At 62.0% G+C, this 21,431-nt stretch carries 19 protein-coding genes; 4 read left to right on the plus strand and 15 right to left on the minus strand.

Features of this window, described 5'->3' with window-relative positions; all coding sequences use genetic code 11:
* Positions 1 to 18: 18 nt before the first annotated feature.
* From rpoC to secE, 9 genes are all read right to left on the minus strand, one after another.
* A complete protein-coding gene (gene rpoC, locus SO140_RS31040) occupies positions 19 to 4,215 on the minus strand; it encodes a DNA-directed RNA polymerase subunit beta' (RefSeq protein WP_449377286.1) in 4,197 nt (1,398 codons plus the stop codon).
* A 130-nt stretch (positions 4,216 to 4,345) separates the two neighbouring features.
* Positions 4,346 to 8,464, minus strand: a complete 4,119-nt coding sequence (gene rpoB, locus SO140_RS31045) for a DNA-directed RNA polymerase subunit beta (RefSeq protein ID WP_449377287.1) — start codon at positions 8,462 to 8,464, stop codon at positions 4,346 to 4,348.
* A 505-nt stretch (positions 8,465 to 8,969) separates the two neighbouring features.
* Complete coding sequence (gene rplL / locus SO140_RS31050; RefSeq protein ID WP_027520973.1) at positions 8,970 to 9,347, minus strand: 50S ribosomal protein L7/L12; 378 nt, start codon at positions 9,345 to 9,347, stop codon at positions 8,970 to 8,972.
* 54 nt (positions 9,348 to 9,401) lie between these two features.
* Positions 9,402 to 9,920 carry a 50S ribosomal protein L10 gene (gene rplJ, locus SO140_RS31055; protein WP_283036052.1) on the minus strand — a complete coding sequence of 173 codons (519 nt, stop codon included), beginning with the start codon at positions 9,918 to 9,920 and terminating at the stop codon, positions 9,402 to 9,404.
* A gap of 581 nt (positions 9,921 to 10,501) precedes the next feature.
* Positions 10,502 to 11,455, minus strand: a complete 954-nt coding sequence (locus SO140_RS31060) for a 2-hydroxyacid dehydrogenase (protein WP_449377288.1) — start codon at positions 11,453 to 11,455, stop codon at positions 10,502 to 10,504.
* Positions 11,456 to 11,548: 93 nt separating this feature from the next.
* Positions 11,549 to 12,241 carry a 50S ribosomal protein L1 gene (gene rplA / locus SO140_RS31065; RefSeq protein WP_449377289.1) on the minus strand — a complete coding sequence of 231 codons (693 nt, stop codon included), beginning with the start codon at positions 12,239 to 12,241 and terminating at the stop codon, positions 11,549 to 11,551.
* 6 nt (positions 12,242 to 12,247) lie between these two features.
* Positions 12,248 to 12,676 (minus strand): 50S ribosomal protein L11, encoded by a 429-nt coding sequence (rplK, locus tag SO140_RS31070; RefSeq protein WP_027554142.1) that lies wholly within the window; start codon positions 12,674 to 12,676, stop codon positions 12,248 to 12,250.
* Positions 12,677 to 12,809: 133 nt separating this feature from the next.
* Positions 12,810 to 13,367: a transcription termination/antitermination protein NusG gene (gene nusG / locus SO140_RS31075; protein WP_027520977.1), complete on the minus strand. Its 558-nt coding sequence runs from the start codon at positions 13,365 to 13,367 to the stop codon at positions 12,810 to 12,812.
* Entirely contained in the window at positions 13,367 to 13,558 is a 192-nt protein-coding gene (gene secE / locus SO140_RS31080) for a preprotein translocase subunit SecE (RefSeq protein ID WP_027520978.1), read from the minus strand. The genes nusG and secE overlap by 1 nt, the downstream gene beginning before the upstream one ends.
* A gap of 882 nt (positions 13,559 to 14,440) precedes the next feature.
* Here secE and SO140_RS31085 point away from each other — a divergent pair.
* On the plus strand, positions 14,441 to 15,004 hold the full coding sequence (locus SO140_RS31085) for a DUF6894 family protein (protein WP_498543540.1): 564 nt from the start codon (positions 14,441 to 14,443) through the stop codon (positions 15,002 to 15,004).
* A gap of 335 nt (positions 15,005 to 15,339) precedes the next feature.
* Here SO140_RS31085 and SO140_RS31090 read toward each other — a convergent pair whose 3' ends face one another.
* Entirely contained in the window at positions 15,340 to 15,633 is a 294-nt protein-coding gene (locus SO140_RS31090) for a hypothetical protein (RefSeq protein WP_498543541.1), read from the minus strand.
* Here SO140_RS31090 and SO140_RS31095 point away from each other — a divergent pair.
* From SO140_RS31095 to SO140_RS31105, 3 genes are all read left to right on the plus strand, one after another.
* The gene (locus SO140_RS31095; protein WP_498543542.1) at positions 15,632 to 15,904 is read left to right on the plus strand and encodes a ribbon-helix-helix domain-containing protein; all 273 of its coding nucleotides are present in this window, start codon (positions 15,632 to 15,634) and stop codon (positions 15,902 to 15,904) included. The genes SO140_RS31090 and SO140_RS31095 overlap by 2 nt on opposite strands.
* Before the next feature lie 486 nt (positions 15,905 to 16,390).
* On the plus strand, positions 16,391 to 16,633 hold the full coding sequence (locus tag SO140_RS31100; protein ID WP_498543543.1) for a DUF6894 family protein: 243 nt from the start codon (positions 16,391 to 16,393) through the stop codon (positions 16,631 to 16,633).
* 107 nt (positions 16,634 to 16,740) lie between these two features.
* Positions 16,741 to 16,917 carry a hypothetical protein gene (locus SO140_RS31105; RefSeq protein WP_498543544.1) on the plus strand — a complete coding sequence of 59 codons (177 nt, stop codon included), beginning with the start codon at positions 16,741 to 16,743 and terminating at the stop codon, positions 16,915 to 16,917.
* 305 nt (positions 16,918 to 17,222) lie between these two features.
* Here SO140_RS31105 and SO140_RS31110 read toward each other — a convergent pair whose 3' ends face one another.
* The 5 genes from SO140_RS31110 to SO140_RS31130 form a co-directional block, all read right to left on the minus strand.
* On the minus strand, positions 17,223 to 17,534 hold the full coding sequence (locus tag SO140_RS31110; RefSeq protein ID WP_498543545.1) for a hypothetical protein: 312 nt from the start codon (positions 17,532 to 17,534) through the stop codon (positions 17,223 to 17,225).
* Between the two features lie 321 nt (positions 17,535 to 17,855).
* Positions 17,856 to 18,053: a hypothetical protein gene (locus SO140_RS31115; protein ID WP_498543546.1), complete on the minus strand. Its 198-nt coding sequence runs from the start codon at positions 18,051 to 18,053 to the stop codon at positions 17,856 to 17,858.
* Positions 18,050 to 18,769: a hypothetical protein gene (locus tag SO140_RS31120; protein ID WP_498543547.1), complete on the minus strand. Its 720-nt coding sequence runs from the start codon at positions 18,767 to 18,769 to the stop codon at positions 18,050 to 18,052. The genes SO140_RS31115 and SO140_RS31120 overlap by 4 nt, the downstream gene beginning before the upstream one ends.
* Before the next feature lie 247 nt (positions 18,770 to 19,016).
* The gene (locus SO140_RS31125; RefSeq protein ID WP_498543548.1) at positions 19,017 to 20,636 is read right to left on the minus strand and encodes a hypothetical protein; all 1,620 of its coding nucleotides are present in this window, start codon (positions 20,634 to 20,636) and stop codon (positions 19,017 to 19,019) included.
* The gene (locus SO140_RS31130) at positions 20,633 to 21,046 is read right to left on the minus strand and encodes a hypothetical protein (RefSeq protein ID WP_498543549.1); all 414 of its coding nucleotides are present in this window, start codon (positions 21,044 to 21,046) and stop codon (positions 20,633 to 20,635) included. Before SO140_RS31130 ends, SO140_RS31125 begins: the two co-directional genes overlap by 4 nt.
* Between the last annotated feature and the right edge of the window lie 385 nt (positions 21,047 to 21,431).

Below are 21,431 nucleotides of genomic sequence, written 5' to 3' on the forward strand. Positions count from 1 at the left end.
ATTCCTACGGATGAACCATCATTCCGCAGGCGGCAACGCCACCGGCTCCGCTTCCGGCGCCGGCGAGACGACCGAGGTCTGCTTCTCGCGCTCGTCGAGGATCAGCTTGTCGCGCTTCATGGCAACTTCGCGGATCTTGGCCATGGAGGCGCCGGTGCCCGCCGGGATCAGCCGGCCGACGATGACGTTCTCCTTGAGGCCCTCGAGCGGGTCGACCTTGCCGTTGACCGCCGCCTCCGTGAGGACGCGGGTGGTCTCCTGGAACGAGGCCGCCGAGAAGAACGAGCGTGTCTGGAGGCTCGCCTTGGTGATGCCGAGCAGAACCGGCGTTCCCGTGGCGGGCTTCTTACCCTCTTCCTTCGCCTTCTCGTTGAGCGCGTCGAACTCGATCTTGTCGACCTGCTCGCCGGAGATCATGTCGGTCTCGCCCTGGTCGGTGATTTCCACCTTCTGGAGCATCTGACGGACGATCACCTCGATGTGCTTGTCGTTGATGAGCACGCCCTGGAGCCGGTAGACCTCCTGGATCTCGTTGACCAGATAGGCCGCGAGCTCCTCGATGCCCTTGACCGCCAGGATGTCGTGCGGCGCCGGGTTGCCTTCCACGATGAAGTCGCCCTTTTCGACGACGTCGCCGTCCTGAAGGTGAATGTGCTTGCCCTTCGGGATCAGGTACTCGCGCGGCTCGTCGGTCTTGTCCACCGGCTCGATCGAGATGCGACGCTTGTTCTTGTAGTCACGTCCGAACCGGATGGTGCCCGCGATTTCGGCGATGATCGCCGCATCCTTCGGACGCCGTGCCTCGAACAGTTCCGCCACCCGCGGCAGACCGCCGGTGATGTCACGCGTCTTGGCGCTTTCGGTCGAGACACGGGCGAGGATATCACCCGGCGCGACCTTGGCTCCGATATCGACCGAGAGAATGGCGTCGACCGACAGCATGTAGCGGGCATCGCCGCCGCGGGCGAGCTTGAGCACCTTGCCATCCTTGCCCTTGATCACGATGGCCGGACGCAGGTCCGAACCGCCACGCGTCGATCGCCAGTCGATGACCACACGCTTGGCGATACCGGTGGCTTCGTCCAGCGTTTCCGAGATCGACTGCCCTTCGACCAGATCCTCGAAGCCGATGGTGCCTTCCACCTCGGTGAGGAGCGGACGGGTGTAGGGATCCCACTCGACGATGCGCTGGCCACGCTTGACGTTGTCGCCCTCATCGACGTGCAGGCGCGAGCCGTACTGAATACGGTGCGTCGCACGCTCGGTGCCGTCGCCATCGACGATCGCCACCACCATGTTGCGGACCATTGCGATCAGGTGACCTTCGCTGTTGCGGGCGATGGCCTTGTTCCTGATCACGATCTTGCCGTCGAAGTTGGATTCGACGAACGACTGCTCGTTGAGCTGCGCCGCACCACCGATGTGGAAGGTGCGCATGGTGAGCTGGGTGCCCGGCTCGCCGATCGACTGCGCCGCGATGACGCCGACCGCTTCGCCGTGGTTGACCGGCGTGCCGCGGGCGAGGTCGCGGCCGTAGCACTTGCCGCAGATGCCGTTGACGAGTTCGCAGGTCAATGCCGAGCGGATCTTCACCTCCTGCACACCACCCTGCTGGATGGCATCCAGATGGCTCTCTTCCATCAGCGTACCGCGCTTGATGATCACCTTGCCCGAGCCGTCACGCACGTCTTCGCAGGCCACGCGGCCCAGGATGCGCGAGCCGAGCGAAGCGACCACGGTGCCGGCATCGACGATGGCGCGCATCTTGATGCCGAGCTTGGTGCCGCAGTCGTCCTGCGTGATGATGCAGTCCTGCGCGACGTCGACCAGACGGCGGGTCAGGTAGCCGGAGTTCGCGGTCTTCAACGCGGTGTCCGCGAGGCCCTTGCGGGCGCCGTGCGTCGAGTTGAAGTACTCGAGCACCGAGAGGCCTTCCTTGAAGTTCGAGATGATCGGCGTCTCGATGATCTCGCCCGACGGCTTGGCCATCAGGCCGCGCATGCCGGCGAGCTGGCGCATCTGGGCCGGCGAGCCACGCGCACCGGAGTGGGCCATCATGTAGATCGAGTTGATGTCGGCGTCTGCTCCGCTGGCCGTCTTCTTGGTCGCAGAGATCTCCTTCATCATCGCCTTGGCGATTTCTTCGGTCGCCTTCGACCAGGCGTCGACGACCTTGTTGTACTTCTCGCCATGGGTGATCAGACCGTCATTGTACTGCTGCTCGAAATCCTTCGCCAGCGTACGGGTGGTGTCGACGATCTTCCACTTGCCGTGCGGCACGACCATGTCGTCCTTGCCGAACGAGATGCCGGCCTTGAACGCGTTGTAGAAGCCGAGCGCCATGATGCGGTCGCAGAAGATCACCGTCTCCTTCTGGCCGCAGTGGCGGTAGACCTGGTCGATGACGCCGGAGATCTCGCGCTTGGTCATCAGCTTGTTGATGATGTCGTACGAGATCTTCGAGCTCTTCGGCAGCACGTTGCCGAGCATGATGCGGCCGGGCGTGGTCTCGATCCAGCGGCGGGCCGGCTTGCCGTCCTCGCCGACGCCTTCCCACCGGTACTTGATCTTGGTGTGGAGGTGGATGACCTTCGAATGCAGCGCGTGCTCGAGCTCGGCCATCTCGCCGAACACCTTGCCCTCGCCGGGCATGCCTTCGCGCAGGATCGAGAGATAGTAGAGTCCGAGCACGATGTCCTGCGACGGCACGATGATCGGCTGGCCGTTCGCCGGATGCAGGATGTTGTTGGTCGACATCATCAGGACGCGCGCTTCGAGCTGCGCTTCCAGCGACAGCGGAACGTGCACGGCCATCTGGTCGCCGTCGAAGTCGGCGTTGAACGCGGCGCAGACCAGCGGGTGGAGCTGGATCGCCTTGCCCTCGATCAGCACGGGCTCGAACGCCTGAATGCCGAGGCGGTGCAGCGTCGGCGCGCGGTTGAGCAGCACCGGATGCTCGCGGATCACCTCGTCCAGGATGTCCCAGACCTCGGGCCGCTCCTTCTCGACCAGCTTCTTCGCCTGCTTGACGGTGGTGGACAGGCCCTTGGCGTCAAGCCGCGAATAGATGAACGGCTTGAACAGCTCGAGCGCCATCTTCTTCGGCAGACCGCACTGATGCAGGCGCAGCTCGGGACCGACCACGATCACCGAACGGCCCGAATAGTCGACGCGCTTGCCGAGCAGGTTCTGGCGGAAGCGGCCCTGCTTGCCCTTGAGCATGTCGGCGAGCGACTTCAGCGGACGCTTGTTGGCGCCGGTGATGACGCGGCCGCGGCGGCCGTTGTCGAACAGCGCGTCGACGGCCTCCTGAAGCATGCGCTTCTCGTTGCGGATGATGATATCAGGCGCGCGCAGCTCCATCAGCCGCTTCAAACGGTTGTTGCGGTTGATGACGCGGCGGTAGAGGTCGTTGAGGTCCGAGGTCGCGAAGCGGCCGCCGTCGAGCGGCACCAGCGGACGCAGATCCGGAGGGATCACCGGAACGACGGTGAGGATCATCCATTCCGGCTTGTTGCCGGAGTGACGGAACGCCTCCACGATCTTCAGGCGCTTGGCGAGCTTCTTGTGCTTGATGTCGGAGTCGGTCTCCTGCATCTCGGCACGCAAGCTGACCTCGAGCTTCTCGAGCTCCATGCCCTTGAGCAGTTCGCGGATCGCCTCGGCGCCGATCATGGCGGTGAAGGAATCCTGGCCGTACTCGTCCTGCGCCTTCAGATACTCGTCTTCCGACAGCAGCTGACGGTCCTTCAGCGCGGTGAGGCCCGGCTCCAGCACGACGTAGTATTCGAAGTAGAGGATCCGCTCGAGATCCTTCAGCGTCATGTCCAGCAGGAGGCCGATGCGCGAGGGCAGCGACTTCAGGAACCAGATGTGGGCGACGGGCGCTGCGAGCTCGATGTGACCCATGCGCTCGCGCCGGACGCGCGACAGCGTGACCTCGACCGAGCACTTCTCGCAGATGATGCCCTTGTACTTCATGCGCTTGTACTTGCCGCACAAGCACTCGTAATCCTTGATCGGCCCGAAAATGCGCGCGCAGAACAGGCCGTCGCGCTCGGGCTTGAAGGTCCGGTAGTTGATGGTCTCCGGCTTCTTGATCTCGCCGTAGGACCAGGACAGAATCTTCTCTGGAGACGCGATCGAGATCCGGATCTGGTCGAAGACCTGAGCCGGCGTCGTCGGGTTAAAAAGATTCATAATCTCTTGGTTCATCGTCTTCTCCTCGCGTGCCGGTCGAGGCCGGCAGCAAATTCGAAAATCTTAACTCGCGGAGCGCCCTGCCCTCACCGCGCGGGACAAGGCGCCGATGCCCGGCCTCTTCGGCCGGGCATGAAGAGTCGCGTTACTCGGCCGCCTCGGAGGTCGGCGCCGGTCCCATCTTGGAATTGTGCAGGTCGACGTTGAGGCCGAGCGAGCGCATTTCCTTGACCAGGACGTTGAAGGACTCCGGAATACCGGCCTCGAACGTGTCGTCGCCGCGCACGATCGCCTCGTACACCTTGGTACGGCCGGCGACGTCGTCCGACTTCACGGTCAGCATTTCCTGGAGCGTGTAGGCCGCGCCGTAAGCTTCGAGCGCCCACACCTCCATTTCGCCGAAGCGCTGACCGCCAAACTGCGCCTTGCCGCCCAGCGGCTGCTGGGTAACGAGCGAGTACGGACCGATCGAACGCGCGTGGATCTTGTCGTCGACGAGGTGGTGCAGCTTGAGCATGTAGATGTAGCCGACCGTCACCTTGCGATCGAAGGGATCGCCGGTACGGCCATCATAGACGGTCGACTGGCCCGAAGCGTCGAGACCGGCGAGCTTAAGCATCTCCTCGATGTCGGCTTCCTTGGCGCCGTCGAACACCGGCGTCGCGATCGGCACGCCGTGGCTCAGGTTGCGGCCGAGTTCGATCAGCTCATTGTCGTTGAGCGTCTTGATCGTCTCGTCCTCGCCGTAGATCTTCTTCAGCGTCTCCTTCAGCGGCTTCATGTCCTGCTTCGACAGATAGGCATCGACCGTCTGGCCGATGCGCTTGCCGAGGCCGGCGCAAGCCCAGCCGAGATGCGTCTCGAGGATCTGCCCGACGTTCATGCGCGAGGGCACGCCGAGCGGATTGAGCACGATGTCGGCATGGGTACCGTCCTCGAGGAACGGCATGTCCTCGATCGGCACGATCTTCGACACCACGCCCTTGTTGCCGTGGCGGCCGGCCATCTTGTCGCCGGGCTGGATCTTGCGCTTCACCGCGACGAAGACCTTGACCATCTTCATCACGCCGGGCGGCAATTCGTCACCGCGCTGCAGCTTCTCGACCTTGTCGAGGAAGCGCTGTTCAAGCCCCTTCTTCGACTCGTCGTACTGCTTCCGCATGGCCTCGATCTCGGCCATCAGCTTGTCGTTCGGCGAAGCGAACAGCCACCACTGCGACTTCGGGTACTCCTCGAGCACCGCACGGGTGATCTTGGTGTCCTTCTTGAAGCCCTTCGGACCGGCAATGCCCTGCCGCCCCTCGAGGAGCTCGGCAAGACGGTTGTAGACGTTGCGGTCGAGGATCGCCTGCTCGTCGTCGCGGTCCTTGGCGAGACGCTCGATCTCTTCCCGCTCGATCGCCAGTGCACGCTCGTCCTTGTCGACGCCATGGCGGTTGAACACGCGCACTTCAACGATCGTGCCCTGCACACCCGGGGGCACGCGGAGCGAGGTATCGCGGACGTCCGACGCCTTCTCGCCGAAGATGGCGCGCAGGAGCTTTTCTTCCGGCGTCATCGGGCTCTCGCCCTTCGGCGTGATCTTGCCGACCAGGATGTCGCCGGCGCGCACTTCCGCACCGATGTAGACGATACCGGCTTCGTCGAGGTTCTTCAGCGCTTCTTCCGAGACGTTCGGAATGTCGCGGGTGATTTCCTCGGGACCGAGCTTGGTGTCGCGGGCCATCACCTCGAATTCCTCGATATGAATCGAGGTAAACACGTCGTCCTTCACGATCCGCTCGGAGAGCAGGATCGAGTCTTCGAAGTTGTAGCCGTTCCACGGCATGAACGCGACCAGCACGTTGCGGCCCAGCGCGAGCTCGCCGAGATCGGTCGACGGACCGTCAGCGATGATGTCGCCCTTCTTGACGATGTCGCCGACCTTCACCAGCGGACGCTGGTTGATGCAGGTCGACTGGTTGGAGCGCTGGTACTTCATCAGACGGTAGATATCGACGCCCGACTTGGTCGGATCGAGATCTTCCGTCGCGCGGATGACGACGCGGGTCGCGTCGATCTGGTCGATCACGCCCGAGCGGCGCGCCGCGATCGCAGCACCCGAGTCACGCGCAACCACGCCTTCCATGCCGGTGCCGACGAACGGCGCCTCGGCACGAACCAGCGGCACCGCCTGGCGCTGCATGTTCGAACCCATCAGCGCGCGGTTGGCGTCGTCGTTCTCGAGGAACGGGATCAGGGCCGCGGCGACCGAAACGAGCTGCTTCGGCGACACGTCCATGTAGTCGACCTTGTCCGGCGTCACCGGCAGAACTTCGCCGGCGTGACGGCAGACCACGAGGTCCTCGGTGAAGCGGCCCTTGGCGTCGAGCGGCACGTTGGCCTGCGCGACCGTGTAGCGGCCCTCCTCCATCGCCGAGAGGTACACGACCTCGTCGGTGACACGACCGTCCTTCACCTTGCGATAAGGCGTCTCGACGAAGCCGTACTTGTTGACGCGCGCGAAGGTCGCGAGCGAGTTGATCAGGCCGATGTTCGGACCTTCCGGCGTCTCGATCGGGCAGATGCGGCCGTAATGCGTCGGATGCACGTCGCGCACCTCGAAGCCGGCGCGCTCGCGGGTCAGACCGCCCGGTCCAAGCGCCGAGAGACGGCGCTTGTGGGTGATCTCCGACAGCGGGTTGGTCTGGTCCATGAACTGCGAGAGCTGCGAGGAGCCGAAGAACTCGCGCACGGCGGCGGCCGCCGGCTTGGCGTTGATCAGGTCCTGCGGCATGACCGTGTCGATGTCGACCGAGGACATGCGCTCCTTGATCGCGCGCTCCATGCGGAGCAGACCGATGCGGTACTGGTTCTCCATGAGCTCGCCGACCGAGCGCACACGGCGGTTGCCGAGGTGGTCGATGTCGTCGATCTCGCCCTTGCCGTCGCGCAGGTCCACCAGCGTCTTGATGACGGAGAGGATGTCTTCCTTGCGCAGCGTGCGCTGGGTGTCGGGCGCATCGAGGTCGAGACGCATGTTCATCTTGACACGGCCGACCGCCGAGAGGTCGTAGCGCTCGGCGTCGAAGAACAACGACTGGAACATGGCCTGCGCCGAATCCAGCGTCGGCGGCTCACCCGGACGCATCACGCGGTAGATGTCGAACAGCGCGTCCTCGCGCGTCATGTTCTTGTCGGCCGAAAGCGTGTTGCGGATGTAGGCGCCAACATTGACGTGGTCGATGTCGAGCAGCGGCAACTCCTTGTAGCCCTGCTCGTTGAGGGCCTTCATCAGCTTGTCGGTGATTTCCTCACCGGCTTCCGCATGGATCTCGCCCGTCTTCGGATTGACGAGGTCCTCGGCAAGGTAATTGCCGACCAGCTCCTCATCGGACATGCGCAGCGCCTTCAGCCCCTTCTCCTGGAGCTGGCGGGCGGCGCGCACGGTGAGCTTCTTGCCGGCCTCGAGCACGACCTTGCCGGTGTCGGCATCGATCAGGTCGGAGGTCGTGGAATAGCCGCGGAAGCGGTTGGCGTCGAACGGAACGCGCCAGCCTTCCTTGGTCCGCTTGTAGAGGATGCGCTTGTAGAAGGTGTTGAGGATCTCCTCGCCGTCGAGCCCGAGCGCGAACATCAGCGACGTCACCGGAATCTTGCGGCGACGGTCGATACGCGCATAGACGATGTCCTTGGCGTCGAACTCGATGTCGAGCCAGGAGCCGCGATACGGGATCACGCGGGCGGCGAACAGCAGCTTGCCCGAGGAGTGGGTCTTGCCCTTGTCGTGGTCGAAGAACACACCGGGCGAACGGTGCATCTGGGAGACGATGACGCGCTCGGTGCCGTTGACGATGAAGGTGCCGTTCATCGTCATGAGCGGGATGTCGCCCATGTAGACGTCCTGCTCCTTGATGTCCTTGACCGACTTCGCGCCGGTTTCCTCGTCGATATCGAACACGATGAGGCGCAGCGTCACCTTGAGAGGTGCAGCGAAGGTCATGCCGCGCTGGCGGCACTCGTCGACGTCATACTTCGGCGGCTCGAACTCGTAGCGGACGAATTCCAGCATCGAGGTACCGGAGAAGTCCGAGATCGGGAACACCGAGCGGAACACCGCCTGCAAGCCCTCATCCGGCCGCCCGCCCGTGGGTTCGTCGACCATCAGGAACTGGTCATACGATGCCTTCTGAACCTCGATGAGGTTCGGCATCTCGGCGACTTCCTTGATGTGTCCGAAAAATTTGCGAACGCGTTTGCGACCGGTGAATGTCTGCTGCGCCATCGTGGCCTCTCATTTCGGCGCCCGCCCTGGGCGCGCCTTCCGGGCCGCGGCTGCCACCGCTCCCCGGGTTGAATTTTTCGAACCCGTTTTGAGGATCGGAAACTCAGTCTCGGACCGCCAAAGTCCTGAACCGTTCTTCAGACCTTCAAAACGCAAAACGACGCGCGGGGCGCGGAGGCGCACCCGCCCGTCACAACGATCGTCTTCACGGACTGCAAAAGCCCGAAATAGCCTGCTCTCCCAACGGCTTGCGGGAAACTCCGCCTTCCACGCCCACCGTGCTTTCGTGCTGTCGACCCGATATGGGGCGACAATAGTGGAGATTCGAGGGGTAAGCCCTCAAATCCCCACACTTTTTCGTGTTCGGCCTGCGTCGGAACGTCCCGTCGCACGCCTTTTGCATCCAGCCCGCCTGCCGAGGCCGGAAACCCGACCACCGACCTTGCGGGCCAAGATCCCGGGTCTCGCTGTCGCTCGCCCGGGATCTCGCTCAAATAAGCTTCGCTTACTTGAGCTCGACCTTCGCGCCAGCCTTCTCGAGCTGGGCCTTGATCTTGTCGGCTTCTTCCTTGTTCACGCCTTCCTTGACCGGCTTCGGGGCGCCCTCGACGAGATCCTTCGCCTCCTTCAGGCCCAGGCCGGTGATGGCGCGGACTTCCTTGATGACCTCGATCTTCTTGTCGCCGGAGGCAGCGAGAACGACCGTGAACTCGGTCTTCTCTTCAGCCGGAGCGGCGGCAGCGCCACCGGCAGCCGGGCCAGCCACCGCGACGGCGGCAGCAGCGGACACGCCCCACTTCTCTTCGAGGAGCTTGGCGAGTTCAGCGGCTTCGAGCACGGTGAGGCTCGAGAGGTCGTCAACGATCTTCTGCAAGTCAGCCATTGTATTGTTTCCTTAAGTGTAAGTCTGGTTCGGGTTTGAGTTTTGCGAAGGGCGTCAGGCCGCTTCGCCCTTTGAGGCATGAGCCTGAATGACGCGTGCGAGCTTGCCCGCCGGCGCGTTCGCGAGCTGGGCGAGCTTGGTCGCCGGAGCCACGATGAGGCCGACGATCTTGCCGCGCAGTTCGTCAAGCGACGGCAGCGAGGCAAGCGCCTTCACACCATCGACATTCAGGACGGTCTTACCCATCGAGCCGCCAATGATGACGAACTTTTCGTTCGCCTTGGCGAAATCGATGGCGACCTTCGGCGCCGCTACCGGATCGTTCGAAGTTGCGATCACGGTCGGCCCCTTCAACATGGGGCCGATGGCAACGACGTCAGTGCCTTCAAGAGCAATTTTGGCGAGACGGTTCTTCGAGACCTTCACCGAGGCACCCGCCTGCTTCATCTGCTGGCGCAGCTTCTGCATCTGGGCAACGGTGAGGCCGGAATATTGAGCAACGACCGCGACGCTCGTGGTCTTGAAGACCTCATTGAGCTGTTCGACCGCTTCCTTTTTTGCCGCTCGTTCCACAGCAAGCTCTCTCCGGTTGGCGGTCATCGCGCGAAAGGCGGGACCGCCGGGTTGCACCCGTCGTCCCACCCAAACCTGAACCTCTGGGCCAAAACCCCAAGGACACGCCGGGCAAGACGACAATTCAAAGCCTGCCCTCCCGGAACCCTTGAGGGGCCCACGGGGTGTCGAGGTCCGAACCAAACCCATTTCGAGCCGCCCAGAGGTGGCTGCGAAGTGAAATCCGGTCTTCACCCGTCTATGCAGGCCATGCGATTAAGCCATTGGAAAATCTAGATTTCCCGCTGGCGCCTGCAGTCTTGGACAGGACGAGGCCAGCCGGCATGCCGGTTGACCTCTGCCCGCATTCCACCAACTTGATGAGGTCGCTTCCTTTTCGGACAAATCCTTGCGGACGTCCTGAGAAGGAATGATCTCCTATCGTGTCGGGTTTTCGGAATGCGTGCACAGACACGCCAGCAACTCGCCAGCACGTCCGGAGGCGGTTCTTTAACCGCTCTTGACGGCCTTGCCAAGAGCAAAATTCACACCAGTTCCAATCGATTGGCGCGGACACTTGGCGTGGCAGCGAACTGGCCGATTCAGACCAGTTTGACCGCGTAAGGCAGCGGCCGCCCCTCAAAGAACGCGGTCAGGTTCGCCAGTACGCAGTCCCGCATCGCGATGTGGGAGTCCAGGGTGTGGCCGCCGATATGCGGGGCGAGCACCACATTGGGCAGCACCGTCAGTGCGTCCGGCGCGTGCGGCTCCTTCGTATAGACGTCGAGGCCGGCGCCGGCGATGGTCTTGTCGGAGAGCGCCGCCACGAGTGCTTTCTCATCAATGACCGAGCCGCGGGAGATATTGACGACATAGCCGTCCTCGCCCAACCGCTTGAGGATGTCGCCATTGACGGCGTGATGCGTCTCGGCGCCGGCGCGCACCGCAATCATGAGCACGCTGCACCAATCGGCGAGCGCCTCCAGCGACGAGAAATATTGGTAGGGCACGTCGTGGCAGGAGCGGCTGAAATAACCGACCTCGCTTTCGAACGCCGTGCAGCGCGCTGCGATCTTGCGGCCGATCTCGCCCATGCCGTAGACGCCGATGCGGCGACTGGGCATGCCGGCCTGCGGCCGCATCATCAGTGAAGGTCTTGACGCGGCCCAATCGCCGCTGCGGACGTATTGATCCGCAACCAGGATCCGGCGGGTGGCGGCGAGCATCAAGGTCATCGCGATATCGGCGACCGAGGCCGCATTGGCGCCAGGGCTGTGGCCGACCGCGATGTTCCGCGCGGCAGCCGCCTTCAGGTCGATGCCGTCATAACCGGTGCCGTAGCAGACGATCGCCCCAAGATTCGGCAAGACGTCCATTGCCGCCGCGCCGAGCGGCGTGGCGCCTCCGGCCAGCAGCGCACGGACGCCACCTAGCGCATCGCTTGAAAACACCTCTTGCGCCGGCTTGCCAGCGGTGTCGAGCAATTCAAATCGCTCGGCGAAGGGCGCCGTCATCGTCTTCGGGAAGCGCGAGTAGATCAGGACCTTGTCAGCCATTGTTATCGCTTCCCGCGAACGACGCCTCACAAATGGCAGGGGCGGAATCGGTTGCCCAATTCCGCCCCTGTCCGCATTTCCAGATCTATTGCCTTAGCCGAGGATCGTGCCCGGCTCGACCTTCACACCCGGGCCCATGGTCGAGGACACCGCGACGCGCTGGATGTAGGTGCCCTTGGAGCCGGCCGGCTTCGCCTTGGAGACCGCGTCCGCGAGTGCCTTGACGTTCTCGACCAGCTTCTCCTCGGAGAACGAGGCCTTGCCGACGCCGGCCTGCACGATGCCAGCCTTCTCGACGCGGAACTCGACCGAGCCGCCCTTGGCGCCCTTCACGGCGCTGGTGACGTCCATGGTCACGGTGCCAATCTTCGGGTTCGGCATCAGGCCGCGCGGGCCGAGCACCTTACCGAGGCGGCCGACCAGCGGCATCATGTCGGGAGTCGCAATACAACGGTCGAAGTCGATGGTGCCGTTCTGCACCTTCTCGACCAGGTCCTCGGCGCCGACCACGTCGGCACCGGCGGCCTTGGCTTCGTCCGCCTTGGCGCCGCGGGCGAACACGCCCACGCGCAGGGTGCGGCCTGTGCCGTTCGGCAGGTTCACGACGCCGCGGACCATCTGGTCGGCGTGACGGGGATCAACGCCGAGATTGATCGCGATCTCGATCGTCTCGTCGAACTTCGACTTGGCGCGCTCCCTGACCATCTTGATGGCTTCCGCGAGCGGGTAAAGCTTCTCGCGATCAACGCCCTCACGGGCCTTTTTCAAACGCTTTCCGATTGCCATGGCCCGTTACCCCGCAACTTCCAGACCCATCGAACGGGCGGAGCCCTCGACCATCTTCATGGCCGATTCAATGGTGTCGCAATTCAGGTCCTTCATCTTCTTCTCGGCGATCTCGCGCACCTGCGCCTTGGTCACCTTGCCGGCCTTGTCACGGCCCGGCGCCTTCGAACCGGACTGGATTTTTGCAGCCTGCTTGAGGAAGAAGGACATCGGCGGCGTCTTCATCTCGAAGGTGAAGGAACGGTCCGCATAGATGGTGATGATCACCGGGATCGGGGTGTTCTTCTCTTCCTTCTGGGTCTGGGCGTTGAACGCCTTGCAGAACTCCATGATGTTGAGACCGCGCTGACCAAGCGCGGGACCGATCGGGGGCGAAGGATTCGCCGCACCGGCCGGGACCTGAAGCTTCAGGTATCCGGTCACTTTCTTTGCCATGTATCACTCCTGTTGTGCCGGCCTTTCGGCCAGCGGTTTCAGGTTCGTGGTCGGGATCAGTTGCGGCTGGCGACCGCCCCTCTCCTCCCACGGCCCATTTTCGCGCCAAGCTTTCGCTTCGCGCGTAGTTCGGTCAGACCTTCTCGACCTGACCGAATTCCAGTTCGACCGGCGTTGCGCGGCCGAAGATCGACACCGCGACCTTCACGCGCGAGCGCGCCTCGTCGATTTCCTCGACGACACCTGAGAACGATGCGAACGGACCATCGGCCACGCGCACGTTCTCGCCGATCTCGAACGACACCGACGCCTTCGGCCGCTCCACGCCCTCCTGCACCTGGTGCAGGATGCGCATCGCCTCGGCTTCCGAGATCGGCATCGGCTTGTTTTCCGCGCCAAGGAAGCCCGTGACCTTCGGCGTGTTCTTGATCAGATGAAACGCCTCGTCGGTCAGCTTCATCTTCACCAGCACATAGCCCGGGAAGAACTTGCGCTCGGCGTCGATCTTGCGGCCGCGGCGCACTTCCGTGACCTTCTCGGTCGGCACCAGCACCTGCTCGAAGAGTTCCTCGAGGTTGCGCTGCTTGGCCTGCTCACGGATCGATTCGGCGACCTTCTTCTCGAAGTTCGAGTACGCGTGAACGATGTACCAGCGCTTGTCGGACGATTGAGTTGCTGCGGCTGTTGCCATCAGTGAATGCCCAAAAGAAGGGTGACGAGATAACGGATGATCTGGTCGGCGGCGAAGAAGAAGATCGACGCCAGGGCAACCATGACGAACACCATGATCGTGGTGATCGTCGTCTCGCGACGGGTCGGCCAGGTGACCTTCGCGGTCTCCGAGCGCACTTCCTGCAAGAACTTGAACGGGCTGACTGCCATCGTTGATGTCCAACGTCCGTCGTGAGACGAGAAAAGATTTAAAGGGATCCGAACAGCCGCCGTCTGCCCAACCCTCTTCGCTTGAAGGATGAGCCGGAAACCGGGCTCGATTGTTCGGGGATTTCAAGGCCGCGCCGGAGATCCGCGTCTAACGGGCCGGCTGCAGGTGGCGGGTATCTACTGCGGATGGGGGCAAAGGTCAAGGTGCGGGCAAGCCTTCCCGTCAGGCCCTACTCTCGGGCAGCCATACGAGAGCCGATCAGGATCAAGGACTTATCGGGCCACGATGAAGCTTCGTCGCAGCTTCATGGCTGGGCTTGCCCTGCGTCACCGGTGATCGATGCTGTCGGATTTGGCTGGCTGACTTGGCTGGCAGGAGTGGCAGGGCTCGAACCTGCGACCCCCGGTTTTGGAGACCGAGCGGCACTGTCGCGGCTCGTGCCGTCTGGTACTCACGCGTCAGGCATTTCATGGACTTACCGGGATTGCGGCGGCCGCTTCTGTTTGGCTCGTCCCTGCCCATCATCTTGAGTTTGGGTCCAAGATTGGGTCCAGAAAAAAACCCGCCGAGAGGCGGCGGGCAAGGCTGGGGACTAGGGTCGTTAATAGCAGAGCCCCCTGGTTGTGCATGTGCGGTGGCTCACAGATGGGGGCAAGAAAAAGCCTGCCAGCATGAACCTGGTTGGCCAGTGTCGGTGCCGCCGAAACGCGCGCTCCGAAAGGAACGACCAATCTCTTGCCGAGTTTCCCGGCCACCTGGGATGATCCCCGGGAGACTTCAGGTGACTTGCCCCCCAGCTCTGTCGTCATTGGAGCTGGGGTCCTTTTTCGTTGTTTGAAAGAGCCAACCTGCTTGGAGGCCGTGCAAGGGTTGGGAGACCTATGATCCGCTACTTTTTCGACATCAGAGACGGCGCCGAGCTTTACCCAGACGAAGAAGGCCTGGAGCTATCGAATGAAACGACCGCTGAGATAGAGGCCGCACATACCTTGGCTGCCATGGCGAGAGATGCGGCTGGTACGGGAGATCGGCAGGACATCACAATCGAGGTCCGCACAGACACTGGTCCGGTTTTCCGACTTGCCCTTGTGTTCGAAGCCAACACGCGGGCTGAAGGCGAAGAAGCCATGAACGGAGCGGGCCGATTCGCCCCAACAGCGATACGAATGCGGGCCATCCGCCGCGCATCCGCATATCCGACGCCGCAGGCTTTCGCTGAGTTTCTCGGGATTGGCGCCTCGCGGCTTTCGAAGGTCGAGACCGGTCACCCGATCGGCCGGGGGCTCCAGGACATCATCATCGCGAAATTGCCCTGGGTGAGCCGGAGCTTCCTAATGGACGGCAGCGAAGAGGGCATGACGGGCTCTATGCTACAAAAGCTAAGGCCTCTGCTTGCCGAAGAAAGCGACCCCGCGGCGCCCCGCAGACGTTCATCGTCACGTTGAGCTTTGCCGGCCACGAATGATCAAAAGAAAACCCGCCGGACCAGGAGGCCGGCGGGATCCATCTTTTGCCAAAATCGCATCGGCTCAAAGGTCGCATTCCTCGGGCGGCTCGGGATGCCAAAGCCAACTAGATATGCTGCGCGGAGAGGCATCTCGTATTTCACGAGAAAATAAGGACTGGTGGGTTGAGCGCGGTGACGGTGGGACGCGGTTTTGCTTTGAGACCGCCGAAGCAAAACGATCGTTTGCCTCAATCTGCGAAAAATTCGCGGTTGGCTGCGGGGAAGCCTAGCGAGCACAGGCAAAACAGGGACGCCAGCGTGACCTGGTAGCTATCAATTCAGCTTCCGGCGAAGCTTCCTGATGATCTCCCGAAGCTCCCCCACGTACTCCTCGATGATGGCGCGCGCCTCCACTGTGCGCGAAGCTTTTGTGCGCGAAGCTTTCGGCGCATCCTTACCCGGGCGAGGGTCGTCAGACGGCTTCATCCGGCAATGCTTGGCCAGCTCTTTGTGGGACCATTGACATAGGTCAAAGTACCCGATGGGGCCACAGTATCTCACTTTGCCACTTCTTCCCGGTATATTGCGCGCGGTGATGCGCACCATCAATTGCGAGGAATAGCCCATGAAATCTCCGGTCGTGAAGCGATCTATCGCCGTCGCCAGCCACAAGACAAGCGTCAGCCTGGAAGAGGCCTTCTGGAACGGCTTGAAGGAGATCTCGGGCCTACGCCACATGACGCTGTCGGAGCTGGTCGGCGAGATCGACGGCAATCGCCAGCACGGCAATCTGTCATCCGCGATACGGCTGTTCGTCCTCGACTACTTCAGGAAGCGCGCCGCGGCGACCCAGCCTCAGCAAGTGCCACCACCGCAGCCTTACCGCAGTGGAGCATGAGACTCGGGCTGAAGGGGAAACAGAAGGCCGATAGCCGCCGCTCCGGGCCGCGCCCATGGTTTCGTCTGCTCGCGTAGGAACAACCTCCTGCGCGCCGGGTTTGAACTGGGTTTCGGTCTGCGGGGCCACACTCTGATGAGTGAGTACGTAGAGGCGCGATATGCGCTAGTTACATTGCAGCAAGCGCGCGAGTCGGACGCCAATCGGGCAACGAATCTCCTTAACGACTTGCTGCGAGATCTGAGCGCAACTCCGAACAGCAGTTCATCAAAGGCCGATACGGTGACGTGTATCCGTCATCTTGCAATGGTCCTGGGCGAGCACAGGGCGCCGCCGTCGTCGTATTGGGATGCTGCATATGAAGCTGCTCGCGCGTGGTGCGATCAGGCGGGCTAGAGCTCGCTGATTCGCTTGCGCGCGTGCTTAAGGGTGCCGAAATTTCGGTATGCTGGTCGAGATCGGAGACCAAAGACTGGAGCTCAAACGATGGTCACATATTTCTTCGATTTCAGAACGGGCAATTCCTTTTCGACAGACGAGGAAGGTGAAGAGCTGACGGACGTCGGAGCGGCCCATTTGGAGGCGCTAAAGGTCCTAGGTGATGCTATTCAAGATGTTGCTGTCGAGGGTGCAGCGGATCAGCATTTTGCAGTAGAAGTCCGTGATTCTTTCGGCCCTGTGCTTGAAATCAGCACGATTTTAGCCTCGAAGATTTTCCGAAAGCAATAGTGCCCGCTGCCTTGCATTGTCTTCAGAAGCAGCCTGACCTGCTCACCAGCGAGATGCGGCGGGCTAGCATGAGATCGCGAACAAAAACGACGAGGAGAATACGGGTCATGGTGCCCATCCTGCATCGCTACTATTGCGTCGAGACCCGAGATCGGAAGAGCAGCGTGCGCGACGATCGAAACCCTATGAGCGTAGCTGGCGTTGCGACCACTGACGGGCGGTTGTCGGCCGGCATTGCGCCGCAGGCGCCACGTTCTGCACTGAAGGGCATAGCGGACCTGTGAAGCCGTTCTCGGGCTTGCTATCAGCTTTTGCATCCGCAGTGGCTCTGGAGCGGGCTAAAGCTTTTGCTCGAGCCGAGCGCGAGAAGCTTCTCACAATGACGACAAGCGCCGGTGATATGTGAATTCCCTGGGTGTAGGGGGCGGCTCTCTTAACCTTGAACCGTTACCTTAACTTCAGCACTTTGTTGAGACTTCGCGCGTGATTTGCAATCTCGCCCCGCTGGCCGTCTGACGTATCACCGCCAGAATTTCAATGGTTAGCACGAGCCGCCGCGCGATACTGGCTGGAAGAACCGGCGGCTCACCTAGCCGCGCTTCTTGTACGGTCCACGAGAGCCTATGCGCGGTGGCGGCTTCATCGCTTGCACGGCCTGCCATGTGGCCTCGTCGAGAAAGTCAGGGCGCTCCGCCTTCGGCTTTTTCGGCTTCTGAGGTGGCGGCGGCAGGATGCGGTTGAGCTCATCGGCCAATAGTGCCGCGAGAGCATGGCGCACGGTGCCGACCTTGGTTGCTCTTGCGCGACGCCACAACGTGCCAAGATCGATCTGGTCGACAGCTTCGAGCAGCTCAAGGCCGAGATTGGCCCAGTGCGGGTGCGCGATAAGAACGTCGCTCACGCCCATGATTACGGGCCGAGTAAGTTGAAGCGTATTATCTTTCCGCTCGGATTCCACGATCGTTCGCAATGTCATGATCGCGTGTGCCTCGCCCCAATCCCTAACGAGCTCTTCGATCGTTGCTGCCGCGCAAGTCTCGCCTGGCTTTCTACTGTGCTGCGCGCGCGTTGGGATGATTTTGATGCCGAGCGATTCAGCAATGCTCATTTCTCTCTTCGTCATGCTCGCCGTTCAGTTTGGCGAGTAGCCGCTCCAGGAGCCGCAGCTCGTCCGTTGTTAGTCGTGACAAGCGCTCGTCGTCCGCCATGTCGCTCACGCCGCTCAGCCCTTGCGCCAATCCTGCTTGCCGCCGCCGACCTTCTGAGCGGGCCTTTGCCGGTGGTCGGCCTGATACTTGCGGTCAACGGCCGCACCGGCGCTTCGAATAATGGCCTTGCCGTCCGGCGTGGCGACAGTTCGCGCCTTCCCGATCGGGGGAGTGGCGACTATGCCTTGAGACGGATCTGATTTCGTGCTCATGCTCTTTTCCCTTCATACTTGCTGGCTTCGGGTAAATAACTAGGTACGGGGACTTTGACCGCGTCCTCCTGGTTATGATCCTCTGCATCGACGAGCTTGGCACTGTCGTCGGCGACATCCTTGGCCTTCTGCGCATCTGGTTTCAGGCCCGCTTCGCGCAAGAACTGGGCATGAGTGGCCTCGAGGGCTTTGGCAACCACATCAAGGGCCGCGCCCTCGGCGGCTATCTCCTCAAGCTCCGCCGCCCCGAACTGTCGCTCCAGCTCGTTCCTCATAATGCGGTCCCGAATGTCGCCGTCGATGCCAGTCAAGACCACCGGCGCATCGAGTATCGCCCGAGCGAACTCGGGATCTTCGAGGGCGAGACGAATGCGGTCGGCGTGGGGAATGCTGCGCATGAAGTCTCTCATCTCGCGCGCCCGCATCTCGGCGAACAAATCCTTGCGATCGACCGGCTTTAGTTTGATCGCATCCTTGCGATGCTGGTGCGACTTCTGGTCCTTCGCCTGTTGGCGTTGAAGCTCCGCGAAGAACGGGTGCACCTTCTCGGCGGCCTGCTTGATCCGCTCGGCATGGCCCGTGGCTGTGAAGCGGCGATCAGATTTAATGCCGGCTACTTCGCGCGAAAATCGCCGGACTTCTTCGCCCGCCATCGCAACGGTATTCGTGTGAAAGCTGTTAGCGGGCAGCTTGTTTAAGAAAAAGTCGACGTTCATCTCGTGCTGTCCTTGTGGTGCGGCCGGACGCCGGCCAGTCTTAGGTGATCTCTAGCTTCGGCTTGCAACCGGTCGACGTCAGCGCGATCGTGCGTGGCGCCGATCACCATCGCGGCGATGCATTGCTCTGCGACCTGCTGCAAAGCAGCCGCGGTGGTGAGGTGATGCCGCTGCACCGCAGACAATCTGCGCGACCGAATCTGGCTGCGAAACTTTTGCTGGAGAGCGTGGAAACTCTCGACGGCGCTCATAATTGGCCCGCCCTCTGTCGCCGCGCGCGCTCGAGCAGAAACCACTGAAGGTCGTTGCCTCTCAACTGGCGGCGTTCGAATGCTTTGGCTGCCTGCGCGAAGTTATCTTCCTCGTCGGTGGGCGGTGGTTCTAAACCCCATCTGAAAAATTCGTCCAAAGGAATCAGGCGCATCGTGTTGCGCGAGCTGACAACCGCATTTACGAGCGCGCCGGCGGCCGCGTTGCATAAGTCGTCATGACCGCCCGGGCCGTGATCGATCTTGTCCTTGCCCATTGATGATGTTTTGCGCTCGAGGGCAGAAAACTGAGAGACGAGCCGCGGGTTGTCCAACAGCCGAACGCGCCCTGACGTGAACAGCGGCAGCGTGTCCGCGTAAATCGCACTGCGGTCGCGCTCAGAATATTGATACGAAACGCCGCACCGCTCGAATTCCGACTTCACCCAGGCCGCACCATAGCGATCACCCAAGCACCGCCTGAGCCCGTAGCTCTGCAGCAGGTCCGTGATTTGTTTTGTCGCACTGCCTGGATCGAACGGACTTTTGATCTCCAGGAGACAATCCAAGACGACCGAGGTTTCGTTCTCCGAATGAGCGATCGCGGCGCTGTAGCTATCCCTGGCGCCCCCCGATGGATCGACAAATCCCGTGTATTTTATGCCCGGAAGCGGAGGCCGCACCGTCACGCCATTGTCGACCGCGGCCTCAATCACCTCGGTCGCGAGCCACCCGGCAATGTCGTCGCGAAATTCCGCCAGCCATTCGGCTTTCGCCGCCGCCGGATCCTCGGCGAGCGCTCGGTCAACGACCGATTGCGGGATCGTCGGGTTCAATGTCCTGGTCGGCGCCCTGATCACCAGCACGTCGTCGTCCGGCTGACCGAAATGCTTCTTGAACTTGGAATAGAGCAGGCCTGATTTGCGGTACGGGCTCGAGATGCCGATGATCATGCCGTCAAGCGAGGCCAAGCCCGGCACCAGCGCCCGGTACACCTCCTCGTCGGGATTCTGACTGTCTTCGGCTCTCCATATGGACAACTCGTCTAAGACCGCCAGCAGGATGGCGCGCCCCCTGGTGCCCCTAAACGAATTGGTCATCACAGCAACGTCGACCTTATTCGTTAGCTGGAAGTCCGCCACGCGCGTGTCCTCATGGACCATCTGGGCCAGTAGCGGCGATTCATTGAAGTATGCGCGAGTGTAATCGAGGACGATGCGCCCTTGATCTTTGTCATAGGCGATGCACGCCACCAGTGCCCGTTCACCAGGCCGCAGCCGGTGTTGTTGATCGAACATTGCCGCAGCATGGGCTGCGACCAGCGAGGCAACCGAATCCTTTCCGCCCCTTCTGCCGACGATAGCCCAGAGCTCGCGAACGCGTTTCGTCGGCGGATCCCGCTCCGCAACGGTGCGGAAGAACTCGATTTCGGCGGCCGACATGGGCAATGCAAAGGCGGCCTTCAGGACAGCCCGCCAACCGTCCCATGAGGGGCCGCGAAACCACGGTTCAAAGAGGCGGGGGTCATCCATGGCCGTCACGACGTCGCGCGCTGCCTTAGCCTTTGGGCGGCCAGCAGAACGCTTTGGACGCGGCTTGGTGGAGGAGCGAACGATCATGCGTCGGCGTCGCTCTCTTCCCGCTCGAGCAGTTCATGCAGGCTGGTCGGTGGCGCAGGCTTGGCTTTGTCGGCCTTCACTTTCAGGCTGGTCAGCAATCGGCGATGCTCTGAGGAGAGTCTGATGACCTCGTCCGCACTCACGTCTGCACCGCTGACGATCTCGGCCTGCAGCTTCTCAATTCGGAGCTGCACGCTGGCGATCTGGCGGACTAGGGCCCGCTCAGGCTCGGTCAGCTCGGCGCCGATCTCGTTTGAATATGCAGAGACCAAATAGCGATACCGCCGCCCCTGGGCGGTGCGCAGGTCGACGCCGGGCATCAAACGGGTGCCATTGCTGAGCTTGTCCCGCAGGTTCGCGCACACTCGACGCTGTGCTTGCATGCTTCGCGCATTGTTTCCGTGAATCATGCGTGAATTGTGTACTAACTCGCATAATAATGCAAGCTATCCGCAAGATGTAGCATCATCACGAACGCGTTACACAATCCGTGGGATTGAACGTCGGAAAGCATGCACATGGGTGCGCCGAGTTCTGTTCATGCCCCCTACAGATTAGGCGGCAGTAGATAGCGAGCGGAGACTCGCTGCCCATGGAGTCGCTCTATGCACCTTTGTTGGTGGTCATCGCCTTTGTCGTGGGCGCGATAGTTGGCTACGGCATCCGAGCCTTTCTCTCCGCCAGACATCGGGCGAAGGCCCGCCGTCACCGCCATCGGTTTTTCGATGATTGAACTAGCTGTGCTCGGCGCGGTTCTTGAAGTAGTCGAGAACGAACAGGCGTATCGCGGACGAC

The sequence above is a fragment of the Bradyrhizobium sp. UFLA05-108 genome (assembly GCF_059803455.1).

Excerpts from the sequence above, each read along its gene's own strand:
- rpoC (WP_449377286.1), bottom strand. The coding sequence starts at position 4,215 with ATGAACCAAGAGATTATGAATCTTTTTAACCCGACGACGCCGGCTCAG.
- rpoB (WP_449377287.1), bottom strand. The coding sequence starts at position 8,464 with ATGGCGCAGCAGACATTCACCGGTCGCAAACGCGTTCGCAAATTTTTC.
- rplL (WP_027520973.1), bottom strand. The coding sequence starts at position 9,347 with ATGGCTGACTTGCAGAAGATCGTTGACGACCTCTCGAGCCTCACCGTG.
- SO140_RS31060 (WP_449377288.1), bottom strand. The coding sequence starts at position 11,455 with ATGGCTGACAAGGTCCTGATCTACTCGCGCTTCCCGAAGACGATGACG.
- rplA (WP_449377289.1), bottom strand. The coding sequence starts at position 12,241 with ATGGCAATCGGAAAGCGTTTGAAAAAGGCCCGTGAGGGCGTTGATCGC.
- rplK (WP_027554142.1), bottom strand. The coding sequence starts at position 12,676 with ATGGCAAAGAAAGTGACCGGATACCTGAAGCTTCAGGTCCCGGCCGGT.
- nusG (WP_027520977.1), bottom strand. The coding sequence starts at position 13,367 with ATGGCAACAGCCGCAGCAACTCAATCGTCCGACAAGCGCTGGTACATC.
- secE (WP_027520978.1), bottom strand. The coding sequence starts at position 13,558 with ATGGCAGTCAGCCCGTTCAAGTTCTTGCAGGAAGTGCGCTCGGAGACC.
- SO140_RS31085 (WP_498543540.1), top strand. The coding sequence starts at position 14,441 with ATGATCCGCTACTTTTTCGACATCAGAGACGGCGCCGAGCTTTACCCA.
- SO140_RS31095 (WP_498543542.1), top strand. The coding sequence starts at position 15,632 with ATGAAATCTCCGGTCGTGAAGCGATCTATCGCCGTCGCCAGCCACAAG.
- SO140_RS31090 (WP_498543541.1), bottom strand. The coding sequence starts at position 15,633 with ATGGGCTATTCCTCGCAATTGATGGTGCGCATCACCGCGCGCAATATA.
- SO140_RS31100 (WP_498543543.1), top strand. The coding sequence starts at position 16,391 with ATGGTCACATATTTCTTCGATTTCAGAACGGGCAATTCCTTTTCGACA.
- SO140_RS31105 (WP_498543544.1), top strand. The coding sequence starts at position 16,741 with ATGGTGCCCATCCTGCATCGCTACTATTGCGTCGAGACCCGAGATCGG.
- SO140_RS31115 (WP_498543546.1), bottom strand. The coding sequence starts at position 18,053 with ATGAGCACGAAATCAGATCCGTCTCAAGGCATAGTCGCCACTCCCCCG.
- SO140_RS31120 (WP_498543547.1), bottom strand. The coding sequence starts at position 18,769 with ATGAACGTCGACTTTTTCTTAAACAAGCTGCCCGCTAACAGCTTTCAC.
- SO140_RS31125 (WP_498543548.1), bottom strand. The coding sequence starts at position 20,636 with ATGATCGTTCGCTCCTCCACCAAGCCGCGTCCAAAGCGTTCTGCTGGC.
- SO140_RS31130 (WP_498543549.1), bottom strand. The coding sequence starts at position 21,046 with ATGATTCACGGAAACAATGCGCGAAGCATGCAAGCACAGCGTCGAGTG.